This is a genomic window from Parabacteroides sp., assembly GCF_977054455.1.
The window spans coordinates 93,684-111,370 of record NZ_CDRTCT010000009.1 but is presented as its reverse complement, the minus strand read 5'-3'; the positions used below and the strand labels follow the sequence as shown (position 1 = coordinate 111,370).

Genomic DNA, 17,687 nt, shown 5'->3' with positions numbered 1-17,687 from the left:
AATTGTCAATTGCCCCTTGTCAATTAATTAAAGTAGTCCTCCAATTTACGCATGGCCGTATCCAGGCAGAACACCACGACGTGGTCGTAGGCCTGGATATGCGTATCACCTTTGATCATCATCGGCTCGCCGTCACGGATCAACCCGCCCAGCGTCAAGTCTTTCGGAAGGTTCAGGTCCTTTACCTGCTTACGGGTAATCCTCGAATCGGGACGGGCGACAAGTTCCGCCACATCTGCATTGGCAAAAGTAAGGCATTTCACGTTCGACACGTCTGCATCCAACAGGAACTGGTAGATATGGCTGGCGGCGATCAGTTTCTTATTGATCACCGAACCGATATCCATGCTTTCCGCCAAAGGTATGTAGTCGATATTCTCGATCTTGGCAATGGTCTTGAATACTCCGGCACGTTTGGCGGCCAGGCAGGCCAGGATGTTCGTGCTCGAATTATCCGTCAGTGCGATAAATGCCTGTGCGTCTTTGATCCCCTCCTGCATCAACAGGTCGGTATCACGTCCGTCCCCATTGATGATCAAGACATTTCCGGGAACGACCTCGGCTATGCGGTGGCTCTTGTCTTTGTTTGTCTCGATTACTTTTACACGGATATTGTTCGGGAGATACTGGCAGGTACGGATCGCGATACGGCTGCCGCCCATAATGATGACTTTCTTCACTTCGGGATCTCGCTTGCCCGCATGTAGCCGGACATCTTCGATATGGCCTTTGGTCGTTGTGAAGAAAACGATATCTCCCGATTCTATACGGTCCGTACCACGGGGGATAATGGTCTCGTTCTGCCGTTTGATGGCAACGATATGATAGAGTTTCTGTTCGTTCAGCAGTTCGGACAGATGTTTGTTCACAAGCCGGGAATTATCGCGCACCTTTACGCCGATCAGGATCAGGGCGCCTCCGAACAACTCCCAGTATTGACGGGTCCACGGGCGTTTGACGGCCGTGACAATTTCTTTAGCTGCCAGCATTTCCGGGTAGATCATGGAATCGATCCCCATCTTTTCGAACAGTTCCTTGTTTTTAGGGAGCAGGTATTCGTAATTGTTGATACGTGTCAACGTCTTACGCGCCCCTAATTTAGACGCCAGAATGCTGGCTGCCACATTGGTCGTTTCTTCCGGCGTGACACTGATAAACAGGTCGGCCTTTCTGATACCGGCTTCTTCCAGGTCCCGAATGGATGTCGGATTCCCCACCATAGGAAGGATCTCCATGCTTGAATTCGTAAAATTCAAACGCTCCTCATTCGGATCCATCAGGATAATATCCTGCTTCTCCTGTGATAACATTTTTGCCAGGTGGGTTCCTACTTCACCGGCTCCGGCTATAATAATTTTCATTTTATATAGAGATTAATTATGAGGATACATTATCCTCCGATAACCATCTTTCTTATTTCTCCTGCAATACTTTTGGCATCCATGCCACATAGTTTATACAGTTCGGGAATCGGCCCGTGTTCGACGAACTCATCCGGCACACCGATCCGCTTCACCTGCGGGGTATAACCGTTATCCGCCATAAATTCCAGAACAGCGCTGCCGAATCCACCTCTGATCACACCGTTTTCGACAGTGATTACACGGCTGAACTTCTTACCGACTTCATGCAACAGCTCTTCATCCATCGGCTTTAAATAGATCATATCGTAATGGGCGATCGATATGCCGTCACCCGCCTCCTTTATGGCTTTTATCACTTCGTTGCCGATAGGACCGAGTGACAAGATCGCAATATCATCCCCATCACGGAGTTTCTTGCCTTTCCCGATCGGAAGCACACGCATCTCATTCCTCCAATCCGCCATTTCTCCTTTACCGCGCGGATAGCGGATCACGAACGGGCCGTTACTTTCCTTATATCCGGTGTACATCAGGTTCCGTAAATCCAGCTCATTCAAAGGGGACGAGATAATCAAGTTCGGGACCGGACGCAGATAAGCGAGGTCGAACACCCCGTGATGCGTCGCCCCGTCTTCGCCTACCAAACCGGCACGGTCCAGGCAGATCACCATATGAAGATTCTGGAGGGCGACATCGTGTATCACCATATCGTAGGCCCGCTGCATGAAAGAAGAGTAGACATTGCAGAAAGGAATCATTCCCTCTTTGGCAAGTCCGGCAGAGAAGGTTACCGAATGCCCTTCGGCAATCCCGACATCAAAGGCCCGTTTCGGGAAGGCTTTCATCATATAAGTCATGGAACATCCCGTCGGCATGGCTGGAGTGATTCCCACGATCCGCTCGTCCTGTTCGGCCAACTCGACAAGGGTATGTCCGAAGACATCCTGATAAAGCTGGGGCTCATTCAGCTTATGGACAATGATCCGCTCTCCTGTTTCCTTATTGAACAGCCCCGGTGCGTGCCACTCCGTCGCCGACTTTTCAGCCGGCTTGAATCCTTTGCCTTTTTTTGTTTTGATATGTAGCAGCTTCGGGCCTTCCATATCTTTTATATCGTTCAGCACCTTGATCATATAATCGACATCATGCCCGTCGATCGGGCCGAAGTAGCGGATGCTGAATCCCTCAAACAGATTATGTTGTTGGGTGAGCAATGCTTTCAAGCTATTGTTGAAGCGAAGGATGTTTCCCCGGCGGTCATTATTGATCAGCTTCATCTTACGCAGTCCCCGATACACGTCATAGCGCATTTTATTGTACGTCTGACTGGTCGTGATATCCACCAGATACTGGCTCAGCCCACCGACTGCATGATCTATCGCCATATCGTTATCATTGAGAATGATAAGCAGGTTATTCGGATTAGCCGACGCATTGTTCAGGCCTTCGAACGCCAAACCGCCCGTCATGGCCCCATCACCGATCACAGCTATCACGTGCCTGTCCTTTTCCCCCTTCAGGGCAGAAGCGACCGACATGCCCATAGCCGCCGATATGGAATTTGAAGCATGTCCGGCAACAAACGCGTCATAGGGACTTTCCTGGGGATTAGGAAAGCCGCTTATTCCTTTGAATTTTCGAAGTGTATGAAAGGCTTCCCGACGTCCGGTCAGTATTTTATGGCCATACGCCTGATGCCCCACGTCCCATACAATACGGTCGTAGGGAGTATTAAAAACATAGTGTAGTGCAACCGTCAGCTCTACCGTGCCGAGACTTGCCCCGAGATGTCCGGGGTTCTCTGATAGTACATCTATTATATATTGACGCAACTCTGCACATACCTCTCCCAATTTGTCGGGGGACAACTTGCGCAAATCCTCCGGATAATCAATGGAATTTAATATGTGTTCATCCTTGCATTCTGTCATAACCGCTATAATTTTGTGGCAAATGTAAAGAATTAACGGGAGATAAAATAGTTTTAGTATGTCATTCTTTAGCAGTATGACACAATTAAGCCGCTTCTTCCCTCCAGACGGGCATGACCGTTTTTCATGACGGCAGCCTTGTAACGAAAGGAATAACAATATTTCATACAATAAATACGTTACGTATATAAGAAATAGCTATTTTTGTTGCAATAATAATGATAATGGCAAATAAAGAAAAAATAGATTACCTGCTTCTGGATATCCGGGAGCTTGAAACATTGGTTGCCGGGATGCGGGATGCAGAAGTGTATCCGGTGTCTTTTTTCGGCCAGACTTTCGACCTCACGCATAAGATCCTGAAAGATCTGCATGCTTTGGAAACGGCCCAGATCGAAATGCTACGCAAACAGATGGAAGAGCATCAGGCTTTGATCCAGTCAATTCCCCCATCGGTTGCCGTCCCGGTACAGACGGTACAGGAATCACCGACCATAGCTCCCGTCCTAATTCCGGCAGAAACGGAACCTGTTGTCCAAGAACCGGAAATCAAACAGGAACTTCCCGCAGAAAAAGAAGCCCCTCACAAATCGGAGCCAACCCCCGTTGAAGAACCGGAGGCTCCTGTCGTGGAAGCCCCCGGCAAAGTAATCCCCGCAGAGCGTCCCGGATTATTCCTCAACGACCTGTTGGAAAAGAAAAACCTTTCGGATTTCCGTAAGGCATTCAGCCTGAACGACCGTTTTCGTTTCCGCCGCGAACTGTTCGGAGGGGATGAGGCACGGATGAACAAAGCGATCAACGACCTGAACGATCTTCATTCGTATGAAGACTCGATCACATATTTGAATAACGAATTAAAGTGGAACATAGAAGATGAAGCGGTAGCAGACTTTATCAAGCTGCTTGAAAAACGCTTTCTCTGAAGAACGGAGAATAAGTATGGCAAAATTAACAGTAGTACCCACTCCCGTCGGGAATCTGGAAGACATGACGTTCCGGGCAATCCGCGTGCTGAAAGAGGCCGATCTCATTCTGGCGGAAGATACACGTACTACAGGTATCCTGCTCAAACATTTCGAAATACAAAACAGGATGCAGTCGCACCATAAGTTCAACGAGCATAAAACGGTCGAGCAGGTGGCTGCCCGTATCAAGGCCGGCGAAAACATCGCATTGGTATCGGATGCCGGTACACCCGCGATATCCGATCCCGGATTTATGCTGGTACGTGAATGTGTACGTCAGGGTGTAGAAGTGGAATGCCTGCCGGGAGCCACGGCTTTTGTCCCGGCATTAGTCGCTTCGGGATTGCCCAACGAGAAATTCTGCTTCGAAGGTTTTCTTCCCCAGAAAAAGGGAAGGCAGACGCGCCTGAAAGAACTCTCGACGGAATATCGCACCATCATTTTCTACGAGTCACCTTTCCGGCTGGTCAAAACGTTGACACAGTTAGCCGAGTTCTTCGGGAATGACCGCCCTGTTTCCGTATCACGTGAAATATCGAAGATACACGAAGAAACCGTACGCGGCACGCTGGAAGAAGTCATCGCTCACTTTACCGTGAACGAACCGAAAGGTGAAATTGTTATAGTATTAGCAGGCTTAAAAGATAAAAAGGACAAAGAAACAGAGACAGGAACAGAAGTTTAACGTAACAACAGAAAGAACATGAAGAAAGTATTGATTGCAACAACGATTTGCACAGCCATGCTGGCCTCCTGCGGACAGAATTCAGCAGAATATAAGAAGCTGAAAGCAGAAAACGACTCTCTGAGAATCGAAAACACTAAAAGTAATGCCGAGATGGATGAAATACTCGGTACCCTCAACGACGTAGAGGCTGATATCCAGTCTATCCGTGATGCAGAAAATTATCTCAACATACAGCAGCAAAAAGGGGATCTGAACAAAAGCAGCCGCGAACAGATCAAAGAAAACATGCAGTTGATCAGCGAAACGCTGAAAAAGAACAAACAGCAGATCAGCGAGTTGGAAGAGAAACTGAAAAAAAGCGGAATACAATCTGCCGCTTTAAGGAAGACGATCAGCCGCCTTTCCTCCGAACTTGACCAGAAAGCCAATATGATTGTCACGCTACAGGAAGACCTGGCGAAGAAGAATGTTCGCATCCAGGAATTGGATGAAATGGTTGCTTCTTTGAACGAAGATGTGGAAGACTTGTCCACTACAACTGCGGCCCAGTCCGAGAAGTTGCAGGAGCAGGACAAGAAACTTCATACTGCCTACTATTGCTTCGGCACGTCTAAAGAGCTGAAAGACCAGAAAATCCTTTCCGGCGGCGGCTTGTTTGCCAAATCCAAAGTGCTACAGAGCGGCTTCAACAAAGATTATTTCATTTCTATCGATATTCGCGAAGTGAAGGAAATCCCGTTGTTCGCAGGTAAGGCAAAACTGAAATCCAATCACCCGGAAGGTTCTTACGAATTTGTAAAGGACGAAGACGGCAATATGACGTTGAAGATCACAGACGAAAAAGCATTCTGGAGTCTTGGCAAGTATTTGGTGATTGAAGTTGGATGATGAAATATAAAAATCTTTTTATTGATTTGGACGATACCCTTTGGGACACGTACCATAATAATAAGGAATGCCTCGAAGAAGTATATGCCGCTCACCACTTTGACCGGTATTATGCCTCCTGCGAGGCTTTCTTCGATATCTACTGGCCGCATAACAACCTGCTATGGGAACAATACCGCAACAATGAAATAGACCGCCAGACATTGATCATCGAACGTTTTCGCTATATGCTCCGTCCGATGGGGATAGAAGACACACAGTCGGTATTGGCGATCAACAACGACTTCCTGCAACGTACCACCCGGAAGACGCGGTTGGTGCCGGGGGCGATCGAGCTATTGGAATACCTGCGTCCCTCTTATCGCATGTATATCCTGTCCAACGGTTTTCGGGAAGTCCAGTTCAAGAAACTCAGCAATTCCGGCCTGGCCCCCTACTTCGAAAGGATGATCCTTTCTGAGGACGCCTGTATCCAGAAACCTCATAAGGGCATTTTCGATTTCGCCCTGAAAAACACCAACTCCCGCCGTAAAGAAAGCCTCATGATCGGCGACAGTTGGGAAGCCGACATTATCGGTGCCCACAATTCCAAAATCGACCAGCTATGGCTGAATCCGGAAGGATTGCCGGCGAAAGGATTCATACCGACTTACACGGTCGGCTCTTTAAAAGAAATCGAAAAGATTTTGTAGATTATCTACAGATTATCAAAGATAAACTATATATTTGTCCTTACTATTCGTTTTTGAATAGCAACCAAATAAACTAACTATGGGAACATTCAGCAAACAACAGAAATTCAGAGAAGAATTAAGGTATAAGGAAAAGGTACGAATAGAGAACTTAGGCAAGTTCGTCTATGATCTGGCAAAACTTATTTTTGCCGCAATTGTATTGGGAGGAATATTACCTCTCTATTCGGATGTAAGTAATATGGAAAACTGGATGAAAGTTCTTTCAGGCTTTTGTTTTACTATTGCATTAAGTAAATATGCTAATTATATATTAAAACGATAAGTACAATGAAAATAGACATGATGACAATGATCAATATTACAGGAACAGTTATTGTACTAATCCTGTATTGGTGGACTTCACGTACTCGCTCCGGCAGAAGATGGCTGAAAGGGGATGATGAAGATAAGGAATAAATCGTACTGACAACATAAAGAAACAAGAAAACGGGGAACCGATGAAGATCAATCTTCAGCCGGTTCCCCGTTTTTTATATGCTTCTCCCACTAAAACTCCGAAGTAAAGTGGAACTTGATATCCGGGAAATCCTGCTGCGCCATCATCAGCACATAGCCGGAATCGGCCAGATAGACATCACGGCCTTCTTTGTCGAGCGCCATATATTGGGCCTTGCGGCGTTTGAAGTTTTCGAGGGCGGTGACATTGTCGCTTTCTATCCAGCAAGCCTTATAGAGGCTGATCGGTTCCCACTTACACTGTGCGCCATATTCGTGGAGCAAACGGTACTGGATCACTTCGAACTGCAACTGTCCGACCGTACCGATAATCTTACGTCCGTTGAACTGGTTGGTGAAGAGCTGGGCGACGCCTTCGTCCATCAACTGCTCGATGCCCTTGTTCAACTGCTTGGCCTTCATCGGATCGGCATTCTCGATATATTTGAACATTTCAGGAGAGAAGCTCGGCAATCCTTTGAAGTGAAGCTCTTCACCGGAAGTCAACGTATCGCCGATCTTAAAGTTGCCGGTATCGGGCAAGCCGATGATATCGCCGGCAAAGGCCTCGTCCACCACTTCCTTCTTCTGTGCCATGAAAGCCGTCGGACTGCTAAAACGGAATGTCTTCCCAAAACGAACATGCTTGTAAGGCGCATTCCGTTCGAAACGTCCGGAACAAATCTTCACGAAAGCAATACAACTGCGATGGTTCGGATCCATATTGGCATGGATCTTGAAGACAAAGCCGGAGAAAGCATCCTCTTCCGGATCGACCACCCGTTCCACTGCCGATACGGGGCGGGGAGAAGGAGCGATGTTGATAAAGCAATCCAGCAACTCTTTCACCCCGAAGTTATTCAGAGCGGAACCGAAGAATACGGGAGCGATATCCCCTTTCAGATATGTCTCGACATCAAATTCGGGATAAACACCTTCGATCAGTTCGATATCGGAACGCAGCTTTTCCGCCTGTCCCGGCTCGATATAATTTTCCAGCTCCGGGCTGTTGATATCCTTAAACTCTATGTTCTCCGTCACATACTGTTTGCTCGGAGTATAGAGGTTCAGCTTTTGTTCATATATATTATAGACGCCGCGGAAACGCTGTCCCATGTCGATCGGCCAGCTCAACGGGCGCACATGGATATGCAGTTCCTCTTCGATCTCGTCCAGCAAGTCGAACGGGTCCTTACCGTCGCGGTCCATCTTGTTGACGAACACGATCACAGGAGTCTTGCGCATACGGCAGACTTCCATCAGCTTACGGGTCTGGGCTTCCACACCTTTTGCGGTATCGATCACGATGATCACGCTATCCACCGCCGTCAGCGTACGGAACGTATCTTCGGCGAAATCCTGGTGACCGGGCGTATCGAGGATATTGATTTTATGACCGGAATAGTCGAAAGCCATCACGGAGGTTGCGACGGAGATACCACGCTGCTTTTCAATCTCCATCCAGTCGGAAGTCGCCGTCTTCTTGATCTTGTTCGACTTGACGGCTCCCGCCACATGAATGGCGCCTCCGAACAGCAACAGCTTTTCGGTAAGAGTCGTCTTACCGGCATCCGGGTGGCTGATAATAGCAAACGTTCTTCTTCTCTCAATCTCTTCTGAATACTGACTCATTGTTATGTATCTTATTTCGTTTTATTATTCTTACTTCTGTCGATTTGCATCTTGTTCCAACAAGGTGCCCGTCTTGCCCTAACAAGATATACGTCTTAGCCTGACGAGACGCATGTCTTCCCCTAACAAGATACGCATCTTACAAACGGGCGATGCAAGTCCGCAAGCTCGCTTCCCAATGGGGTATGCTGATGCGATAGGTTGATTTGATCTTCGCCTTGTTCAGGACGCTGAAATGCGGGCGGGCTGCTTTTGCGGGATAATCTTTGGACTCGATCGGGAGGACATGGCAGGGAGCATTACCCAACTCCATGATCTTCACCGCAAAGTCATACCAGCTGCAAACCCCTTCATTGGAGAAATGGTAGATACCCGGAACGAATGCACCTTCCTCGGCCCGCACCAACACAGCCAGGATAGCCGCCGCCAGATCCCCCGCATACGTCGGCGAACCGATCTGGTCGAACACGACAGACAACTGCTCCCGTTCATTCCCCAACCGCAACATCGTCTTGACAAAATTAGTACCGAACTCGGAGTAAAGCCATGCCGTACGGATGATGACCGCATCGGGGCAAACTTCCTGCAAAGCCTGTTCACCGGCAAGTTTCGTACGCCCGTAGACAGAAGCCGGACAAGTCTTGTCCGTTTCCACATAGGGAAGATAGTTCGTACCGTCGAACACATAATCGGTAGAGACATGGACCATTCTCGCTCCTGCCGCACGCGCCGCTTCTCCTAAGTTCCGTACGGCATCCCGGTTGATACGCAGACAAAGCGCTTCCTCCTCCTCCGCCTTATCCACAGCCGTATAGGCGGCACAGTTCAATATGTAGTCGGCTTGCTTCTCCCTGACAAAGGCATCCACTGCCTGAGCATCGCAGATGTCAAGCGTATCGACATCCGTAAACACAAACGCAAATTGCGGATATCCGGCAGATAGCTGACGGATCGAATTGCCTAATTGCCCGTTAGCACCAGTTACTAAAATCGTTTTCATCTTGTCTTATTCTTCTAATTTCAGTTCCCCGTTCATATCTTCACGATATTTCTCGGCCAGTAGCGCCAGGAACGAACTGATCTGTTTGATCCCTTCCATCGTTTCGGGGCTGATTTCCTTCCCTTGCATCTTCAGCATCAGGAAACCGTAGATAGCGTTGAAGCAGGTTTCCAGCTCAGGCAAGTCCTCACCGCCCGATTTGGCACGGAGCTGAACGATAAAGGGGAGTGTCTTATAATAAGCTGCCCCGTACACCATTTCCTTCGGCGACTTCAGAAGACGGAGGTGCAGGTCGGTCAGGGCAATGATCACATTCTTGTTCAGCTGGATATGTCCTTTCTCCATCACCCCTTCGGAACGCATCATCTCGATCAGTTCCTCATACCACTTGGCAATCTCTTCCTTCACATCGTCCGGCTGGTCGTAGCGGTCCACAACCGTGCGGCGGATCGAATCCATATCGAAGTTGTTGGCACGTATCAGATCTTCCACCTGCCACATGTACAACAGATATTCGGCTATATTTTCTTTTCTTTTTTGTCTTGCTATAATCATGGTTGCAAAGATACACTATATTCGGATAACGCCTGATAAAAGTCCGCATCTTTTACACCTAACTGGCGGCAAGCCAGGCGGGCAGCATTCAGATTGATCAGGAAAAAGCGGTCCGGAATATAGACGGGGAAGTCCCCGTAGCGAGTCTGCAGATAGGTCTTTCCCTCTTTCTCGACCACGACATGCTGGTCGTAAGGCATGGCTGTGATGTCTTCGCGAACCTCTTGCGCAAGCTGTTTGACAACCGGATCACCATCGAAATAGATCAGCTTTCCCCCGCGTTCGATAGAAGAGGCGAACGTACGGAAAGTCGTGTGGTAGGCCTCCGGCGTGGCATGGTCGGTCGCGGAAGTCCACATCAGATTGGTCAGAATAGCGATATGCGGACGATAGAACTCCAGCTGGAACCGTTTCTCCAAAGCAGACGTGACATGCTCGTCCCCCTCGATAATCGCGATCCGGGCTTCGTAGCTCAGATGCACACGGTCGGGCAACAAGGGGACTTCGCTGGTCAACGCATAGTCGAACGCAAGTTTCTGCCGCTTCAGGGCGCAGACAATCATCGAGATGATCGTCTTCTTTCCCCGGCTGCCGGCAACAACGACCCGCGTCTTCTCTTTCGTCCGCTGAAAGATGAATTCAGGTATCGAAAGCACTAATAATCCCAGTTCCTTTGCGCGTATCAATTCGGGGTTGTCCTGCCGGACTGCGGCCCCTAATACCACAAAATGTATATCTTTAGTTAATCTCTCCGGGAACCATCCGTCTCCATGACAAGTACAACCTTCTTTTTCCAGTCTGGCAAGAACCGTATCAACCAGTCCGGCACCGGATACGCTTACTTCATATCCTTTTTGGTGAATAGCCAAGGCTAAGTCAAACAACAGAGGCTCGGTTACGGAGATTAAATGAACTTTTCGCATCACTCAGATTTTGCCTGCAAATGTACACAATTTCATTTACCCTTCGCACGGGTTCGAAAGAAAAAACTTCCCTATCTTTGTTGGAAAAAGTATAATTTATGGATATTCAACTTATAGACACCGGCTTTTTCCATGCGGACGGAGGCGCCATGTTCGGCACGATCCCCAAGACCGCCTGGAACCGCCGTTATCCAAGCGATGATCAAAACGGATGCATCTTGGCCATGCGCAGCATGTTGGTTCGTGACGGAAGCGGGAAGATCGTACTCGTCGACAACGGGGCGGGCGACAAACACCTGAAACAACTCGGCTATTACAACTTCTTCGACCTGATCGATCTGAGGGAAGAACTCCAAAGGCGGGGTGTTGCCTGTGAGGAGGTTACGGATGTCATACTCACGCACCTCCACTTCGACCATTGCGGATATACGACACAAAAAGAAGAACGACCGGATGGAAAGCCTTCCTATAGAATGACTTTCCCGAACGCCACCCACTGGGTAAGCCGTGCACAATGGGAGAATTTCCTTCACCCGAACGCGCTCGAAGCCGACTCCTATTTCATCGAGAACATGCAAGCCGCCTGCGATAGCGGCAAGCTCCGCCTTATCGAAGGAGACACGGATCTCTGCCCCGGCATCGACCTGCGGCTGTTCGACGGGCATACGCCGGGACAAATCGCACCTTACATCACGACACCTGAGCGCACTTATGTCTTCGCGGGCGATGTCATCCCGCTGGCGGCAAGCGTTTCGCCTCTCTGGATCTCGGCATACGACACCTGTCCTGTCGTTTCCTACAACGAAAAACTACGGATGCTGGAAGAAGCGGCCGCAGAGAAGCAAGCGATCATCTACTGTCACGATGCCTATACCCGGTGCACTACCGTGAAAAAGGTGAACGACTTTTTCAAGGCCGATCAAAAAGTTTCACTTTTTTCCATGGGGTGAAAATAAATTTTCACTTGCATGAAAATAAATTTTCCCGCAAGTGAAACAAAAGTTTCATCGGCAGGAAACAAAAGTTTCCCTTACATGAAACTAAAACAAGATAACTGCCGGATGAAAGAAAAAGCCTGTCGTATGGTAGGGAAGTCTGCTATTTATCTTTATCTTTGTCCTTATATAATCATAAATTAATCCTGATCATCATGAAAAAGACAATCTTCGCTTCACTGACCATCGTGGCATTCTCGGCCCTGATGCTTTGTTGCTGCCATGCTCCCAAACAGGAGAAAGTGCTTCGCCACGTCGTCATGTTCGGTTTCAAACCCGAAGTTTCCACCCAACAGATCAAGGAAGTCGAAGATGCTTTCTGCGCACTTCCTTCCCAGATAGACCTGATCAAAGGGTACGAATGGGGAACGGATTGCAGTCCCGAAGGGTTGCAACAGGGATTGACGCACTGTTTCTTCCTGACTTTCCATTCGGATGCCGACCGAGACGCCTACCTGATCCATCCGGCGCATAAGGCTTTCGGGAAAGTATTAGGAGACAAGGCATCTGCCGTCACCGTCGTGGACTACTGGACCAAATAAGAATTATTATTTTTCTCACTTATAACATTTTAAACGCATGAACAAACTAACAAAGTATGCATGTATCCTGACAACCCTGGCCGGAGCCGTGGCTTGTTCGGGAGGAAAAAAAGTACAAGGAGACTATGCCATTATCCCGCTTCCTCAAGAAGTGGTGACACAAGGCAGCGCCCCGTTCCTGTTGAAACCGTCTACCCCGATCTCTTATCAGGAAGGTGATGCGGAAATGGAACAGACCGCCCGTTTCCTTGCCTCCTATGTCAAAGAGGCTACGGGATATGAACCGAAAGTGATTGCCGGGAATGCGGACAAAGGCATTCATCTGTCGATCGCTTCCGACATCCGGAACCCGGAAGGTTACCGCCTGCTGGTCAGCGAGAACGGCATCGAGATCGCCGGAGCATCCAACGCCGGCATATTCTATGGCGTGCAGACCTTGCGCAAGTCTATCCCCGCCGTGGCCGAAGGGATGGACATCGAACTTCCGGCTGCCAGCATCAACGACTATCCGCGCTTTCCGTACCGCGGTATGCATTTAGACGTCTCCCGGCACTTCTTCCCGGTTGATTCGGTCAAGAAGTTTATCGATATTCTTGCCTTGCACAACATGAACCGTTTCCACTGGCATCTGACGGACGACCAGGGGTGGCGCATCGAGATCAAGAAATATCCGGAACTGACCAAGATCGGGGCGCAACGCAAGGAAACCGTTATCGGCCGTAACTCCGGCCAATATGACGGCAAACCGTATGGCGAAGGCATGTTCTATACGCAAGATGAAATCCGCGACGTGATCGCTTACGCCCAAGAACGATTCATCACGATCATCCCCGAAATAGACCTTCCGGGACACCAGTTGGCAGCCATCACGACCTACCCGGAATTGGGTTGCACGGGCGGACCGTATGAAGTATGGACCCAGTGGGGCGTTTCCGACGACGTGATCTGTGCCGGTAATGAAAAGGCCATGACCTTCCTCGAAGACGTGCTCGGCGAGGTGATCGACCTCTTCCCGTCCGAATATATACACGTAGGAGGGGACGAATGCCCGAAAGTGCGTTGGAAGAGTTGCCCGAAGTGCCAGGCGCGTATCAAGGCGGAAGGCATCAAAGCGGACAGCAAGCACAGTGCCGAAGAATACCTGCAAAGCTATGTCATCTCACGCATGGAGAAATTCGTCGAAAGCAAAGGCCGCCATATCATCGGCTGGGACGAGATCCTGGAAGGTGGCCTGGCTCCGAACGCGACGGTGATGAGCTGGCGCGGCGTAGACGGCGGCATCGAGGCTGCCAAGCAGAAACATAATGTGATCATGACGCCCAACTCTTACCTCTATTTCGACTATTACCAGTCTACCGACACGGAACACGACCCGCTTGCCATCGGCGGCTATCTGCCGTTGGAACGCGTCTATTCGTTCGAACCGACTGCCGGAATCCCGGAAGAGTACCGGAAATATGTAACCGGCGTGCAGGCGAACCTTTGGACAGAATATATCCCGACATTCAGCCAGGTCGAATATATGGTATTGCCGCGTATGGATGCATTGGCTGAAATACAATGGACCGACGCTCCGAAAGATTTCAAGGCGTTCCTGCCGCGTTTGGTCCGCATGACCGAACTCTACGACCGTTTGGGCTACAACTACGCCAAACATATCTTCGACATCCGCGCCTCCTTCGCTACCGACGGTGACAAAGGCGAAATCGTCGTGACGCTCGAAACCGAAGGCAACGCCGATATCCATTATACGCTCGACGGCAGCGAACCGACGGCAACCAGCCCGAAATACGAAGCCCCTCTCCGCATCAAGCAAAATGCAGAAGTGAAAGCCGTGGCTGTCCGCCCGACCGGAAACAGCCGTATCTTCTCTGAAAAGATCGACTTCAACAAGGCGACAGCCAAGCCGGTCACATTGAAGGTGGCTCCCAGCAGAGGATATGACTTCAACGGCGGCCCGGAACTGACCGACGGCCTGAGCGGCAACGACAACTACAAGACCGGACGCTGGCTCGACTTCCAGGGCAAGGACTTGGATGCCGTTATCGACCTGAAAGAACCGACCGAGTTCAGCAAAGTGTCCTTCAACACGAATGTTGTGAAAGGGGACTGGATCATGGGAGCGGCAGGCGTTACCGTAAAGGTCTCGGACGACGGACAGAACTTCAAGGAGGTAGCTTCCAAGGTTATCCCGTCTTTAGGCAAAGACGACAAAGACGGCCTTTACCCGCAGGAAATCTCCTTCGGCCCGGTAAAAGCCCGCTACGTCGAAGTCATCATCAAGAGCGACAAACTTCCGGCATGGCACGGAGGTGCGGGTAATCCGGCGTTCTTGTTTGTGGACGAGATCAATCTGCAATAAGTAGATATTAAGGCACGGATTACACGGATTTCACGGAGAAGAGAAAGAAAATCCGTGTAATCCGTGAAATCCGTGCCTAAAAAACATAAAGAAGTTTTGCTATTCTAACACATTTCCCCATGAAAAGAAACATACTTATCCTTTCCGCCCTTTGCATCTGTTGCAACCTTTTTGCCGAAGAAGTGCCGGTTAAGCAGTTCAGGTATGCAGGCCCTTATGAGATAAAAGGGCCGTTCATCGTCGACAGCCTTGACGTGAACAGTAAGAAATTCACAGATGCCGAGCGATTAAAAACCGCCATCCCCTTCAACAACGTCCGGGAAAGCAACCGGACGCTGGATGCCGCAACTCCGGCCGGACAAAGCAAAAACTACTCCGTCAGCCTCGCCTCCTTTTATCTGAACAGCGACCGCTATACGGACGGTAGCCTTCTGATCAGCGGGCCGGAACATTACGAGGTGTATATCGACAACGAGAAACAAGCACCCGCCAACGGCGAACTCAAGCTTACGCTCGAACCCCGCCGCTACGAAGTTGTAATCAAATATCTCACTGCCTCAGGCGAAACGAATCATACTCCAAAAGCCCTCTTTAAGACAGACGGTAAAGCCGTTGTCACAGCGACAACCGATCCGGAGAAACGCTACACCTTGAACGATGTCTTCGATGGCACACGCTTCCGCTCCGTCAGCCTTTCCCCCAACGGCAAATACCTGTTGACCGCCTACCAGACGACTTATCCCGGTGGCGACACCGAATCGTTCCAGCAAGTGACCGACCGGGCCACAGGGCAGGTTTTAATGGAAAGCGGCAGCAATCATTACAGCTGGATGCCCCGCAGTAACCGTCTTTATTATACCCGCAAAGGCATGCAGGGAAAAGAACTTGTCACGATCGACCCGGTAACCCAGGCCGAATCAGTCCTTGCCCGCAACCTTCCCGACGGCTGGTTCAGCTTTGCTCCGACAGAAGACTTCCTGCTGTTTAACGTCGCCGAAGAGGGGCCGAAGAAAGGGGAAGACCTTCAGGAAATCCTTGTGCCTGACGACCGTCAGCCGGGATGGCGAACCCGTTCGTTCATCCATAAGTACGACCTGGCAACCGGAGTGTTCCAACGCCTTACTTACGGACATACTTCGACTTCCGTCAACGACATTTCCGACGACGGCCGCTACCTGCTCTTCACTTGCAGCGAACGGGAGCTGACGAGACGTCCGTTTTCGACTACTTTGCTCTATCGGATGGACCTGCAAACATTGGAAACGGAACTCCTTCTGAAAGACCCGTTCGTCAACTATGCCCAATTCTCACCCGACGGCAAGATGCTGGCTATTGCCGCCTCCGGCGAAGCTTTTGACAAAACAGGCTTGAAGATCGCACCGGGACAGACTTCCAACATGAGCGACGGGCAACTCTTCCTCTACGATCCGACAAGTAAACAGGTGACTCCTGTCACCAAAGACTTCGATCCTTCGGTTCAAAACTTCGTTTGGAACAAAAGCGATAAACAAATCTATCTACAGGGAGAAGATAAGGATTGCACACGCCTGTACGTCCTGAATCCGGCAACCGGGAAGATCAGCCCCATCCCGCTGCAAGAAGATATCCTCTCGGATTTCACGATTGCCGAAACAACTCCCGAGCTGGTCTACTTCGGAGAAAGCGCCTCCAACTCGCAACGCCTCTATTCCGTCAACCTGAAAAAGAATACCTCCGTTTGCCTGAAAGACCTTTCTGCCGGCATCTTGAAGGATATCACCCTCGGCGAAGTGCACGACTGGAATTTCCAGGCGGCTGCCGGCGATACGATCTACGGACGCTATTATCTGCCGCCCCATTTCGATCCCAACAAGAAATACCCGCTGATCGTGAATTACTACGGGGGAACCAGCCCGACGGAACGTTCGCTCGAAAACCGGTATCCGTCGCACGTGTATGCGGCATTGGGCTACATCGTCTATATCATCCAGCCCAGCGGGGCGACCGGCTTCGGACAGGAGTTCTCCGCCCGCCACGTGAATGCATGGGGACAGCGTACGGGAGACGAGATCATCGAAGGGACAAAGAAATTTTGTATCGAACACAACTTTGTCGATGCCCGGAAGATCGGTTGCATAGGAGCGTCCTACGGCGGTTTCATGACACAATACCTGCAAACAAAAACGGATATCTTTGCCGCCGCCATCTCCCATGCCGGGATCAGCGACATCACCAGCTATTGGGGCGAAGGCTACTGGGGATATTCCTACAGCGCCCTGGCAAGTGCGAACAGCTATCCCTGGAACGCGCGGGATATGTACACGTTGCAAAGCCCGCTGTTCAATGCCGACAAGATCAATACCCCGATCCTTTTCCTGCACGGGACGGTCGATACCAACGTGCCGATCGGCGAAAGCATCCAGATGTTTACTGCGCTGAAACTGTTAGGCAAACCGACCGCTTTCGTCCAGGTCGTAGGACAGAACCACCAGATACTGGACTATAAAAAACGTGCCGAATGGAACAAAACCATCTACGCCTGGTTCGCCAAATGGCTCAAAGACCAGCCGGAATGGTGGAATGCCTTGTATCCGGAAAAAGCGTTGTAAAATGGAAAAATTGGAGCACCGCCTCCATTATGACTTGCACCGGTTTGGATCCCGATACTAT

At 49.9% G+C, this 17,687-nt stretch carries 16 protein-coding genes; 10 read left to right on the top strand and 6 right to left on the bottom strand.

Annotated features, from left to right (window positions below):
• Positions 1–23 precede the first annotated feature (23 nt).
• Entirely contained in the window at positions 24–1,361 is a 1,338-nt protein-coding gene (gene trkA, locus ACW6QF_RS06285; protein ID WP_298549732.1) for a Trk system potassium transporter TrkA, read from the bottom strand.
• A 29-nt stretch (positions 1,362–1,390) separates the two neighbouring features.
• Positions 1,391–3,295, bottom strand: coding sequence for a 1-deoxy-D-xylulose-5-phosphate synthase (dxs, locus tag ACW6QF_RS06280; protein WP_456087177.1), 1,905 nt, complete (start codon positions 3,293–3,295; stop codon positions 1,391–1,393).
• A 224-nt stretch (positions 3,296–3,519) separates the two neighbouring features.
• Here dxs and ACW6QF_RS06275 point away from each other — a divergent pair, with 224 nt between their 5' ends.
• The 6 genes from ACW6QF_RS06275 to ACW6QF_RS06250 all read left to right on the top strand — a co-directional run bounded on the left by ACW6QF_RS06275 (position 3,520) and on the right by ACW6QF_RS06250 (position 6,990).
• The gene (locus tag ACW6QF_RS06275; RefSeq protein WP_456087176.1) at positions 3,520–4,221 is read left to right on the top strand and encodes a hypothetical protein; all 702 of its coding nucleotides are present in this window, start codon (positions 3,520–3,522) and stop codon (positions 4,219–4,221) included.
• Between the two features lie 16 nt (positions 4,222–4,237).
• Positions 4,238–4,948, top strand: a complete 711-nt coding sequence (gene rsmI / locus ACW6QF_RS06270) for a 16S rRNA (cytidine(1402)-2'-O)-methyltransferase (RefSeq protein WP_217803036.1) — start codon at positions 4,238–4,240, stop codon at positions 4,946–4,948.
• Between the two features lie 18 nt (positions 4,949–4,966).
• Positions 4,967–5,839, top strand: coding sequence for a Cbp1 family collagen-binding glycoprotein adhesin (locus ACW6QF_RS06265; RefSeq protein ID WP_298549738.1), 873 nt, complete (start codon positions 4,967–4,969; stop codon positions 5,837–5,839).
• On the top strand, positions 5,839–6,531 hold the full coding sequence (locus ACW6QF_RS06260) for a YjjG family noncanonical pyrimidine nucleotidase (RefSeq protein ID WP_456087175.1): 693 nt from the start codon (positions 5,839–5,841) through the stop codon (positions 6,529–6,531). Before ACW6QF_RS06265 ends, ACW6QF_RS06260 begins: the two co-directional genes overlap by 1 nt.
• Positions 6,532–6,610: 79 nt before the next feature.
• Positions 6,611–6,856 (top strand): DUF6722 family protein, encoded by a 246-nt coding sequence (locus ACW6QF_RS06255; RefSeq protein WP_186931464.1) that lies wholly within the window; start codon positions 6,611–6,613, stop codon positions 6,854–6,856.
• A gap of 5 nt (positions 6,857–6,861) precedes the next feature.
• Positions 6,862–6,990: a hypothetical protein gene (locus tag ACW6QF_RS06250; protein ID WP_293731162.1), complete on the top strand. Its 129-nt coding sequence runs from the start codon at positions 6,862–6,864 to the stop codon at positions 6,988–6,990.
• Between the two features lie 90 nt (positions 6,991–7,080).
• Here ACW6QF_RS06250 and ACW6QF_RS06245 read toward each other — a convergent pair whose 3' ends face one another.
• From ACW6QF_RS06245 to ACW6QF_RS06230, 4 genes are all read right to left on the bottom strand, one after another.
• Positions 7,081–8,661: a peptide chain release factor 3 gene (locus ACW6QF_RS06245; RefSeq protein ID WP_456087174.1), complete on the bottom strand. Its 1,581-nt coding sequence runs from the start codon at positions 8,659–8,661 to the stop codon at positions 7,081–7,083.
• A gap of 139 nt (positions 8,662–8,800) precedes the next feature.
• Complete coding sequence (rfbD, locus tag ACW6QF_RS06240) at positions 8,801–9,661, bottom strand: dTDP-4-dehydrorhamnose reductase (RefSeq protein WP_456087173.1); 861 nt, start codon at positions 9,659–9,661, stop codon at positions 8,801–8,803.
• Between the two features lie 6 nt (positions 9,662–9,667).
• Positions 9,668–10,216, bottom strand: a complete 549-nt coding sequence (locus ACW6QF_RS06235; RefSeq protein WP_293732832.1) for a DUF4924 family protein — start codon at positions 10,214–10,216, stop codon at positions 9,668–9,670.
• Entirely contained in the window at positions 10,213–11,139 is a 927-nt protein-coding gene (locus ACW6QF_RS06230; protein WP_122298488.1) for a Mur ligase family protein, read from the bottom strand. The genes ACW6QF_RS06235 and ACW6QF_RS06230 overlap by 4 nt, the downstream gene beginning before the upstream one ends.
• A 98-nt stretch (positions 11,140–11,237) precedes the next feature.
• On the opposite strand from ACW6QF_RS06230, the gene ACW6QF_RS06225 reads away from it, so the two are divergent.
• The 4 genes from ACW6QF_RS06225 to ACW6QF_RS06210 all read left to right on the top strand — a co-directional run bounded on the left by ACW6QF_RS06225 (position 11,238) and on the right by ACW6QF_RS06210 (position 17,626).
• Entirely contained in the window at positions 11,238–12,089 is an 852-nt protein-coding gene (locus ACW6QF_RS06225; RefSeq protein WP_456087172.1) for an MBL fold metallo-hydrolase, read from the top strand.
• Between the two features lie 200 nt (positions 12,090–12,289).
• Positions 12,290–12,676: a Dabb family protein gene (locus ACW6QF_RS06220; RefSeq protein ID WP_456087171.1), complete on the top strand. Its 387-nt coding sequence runs from the start codon at positions 12,290–12,292 to the stop codon at positions 12,674–12,676.
• Between the two features lie 37 nt (positions 12,677–12,713).
• On the top strand, positions 12,714–15,038 hold the full coding sequence (locus ACW6QF_RS06215; protein ID WP_456087170.1) for a glycoside hydrolase family 20 protein: 2,325 nt from the start codon (positions 12,714–12,716) through the stop codon (positions 15,036–15,038).
• A 119-nt stretch (positions 15,039–15,157) separates the two neighbouring features.
• Positions 15,158–17,626 (top strand): prolyl oligopeptidase family serine peptidase, encoded by a 2,469-nt coding sequence (locus tag ACW6QF_RS06210; protein ID WP_456087169.1) that lies wholly within the window; start codon positions 15,158–15,160, stop codon positions 17,624–17,626.
• Positions 17,627–17,687 lie beyond the last annotated feature (61 nt).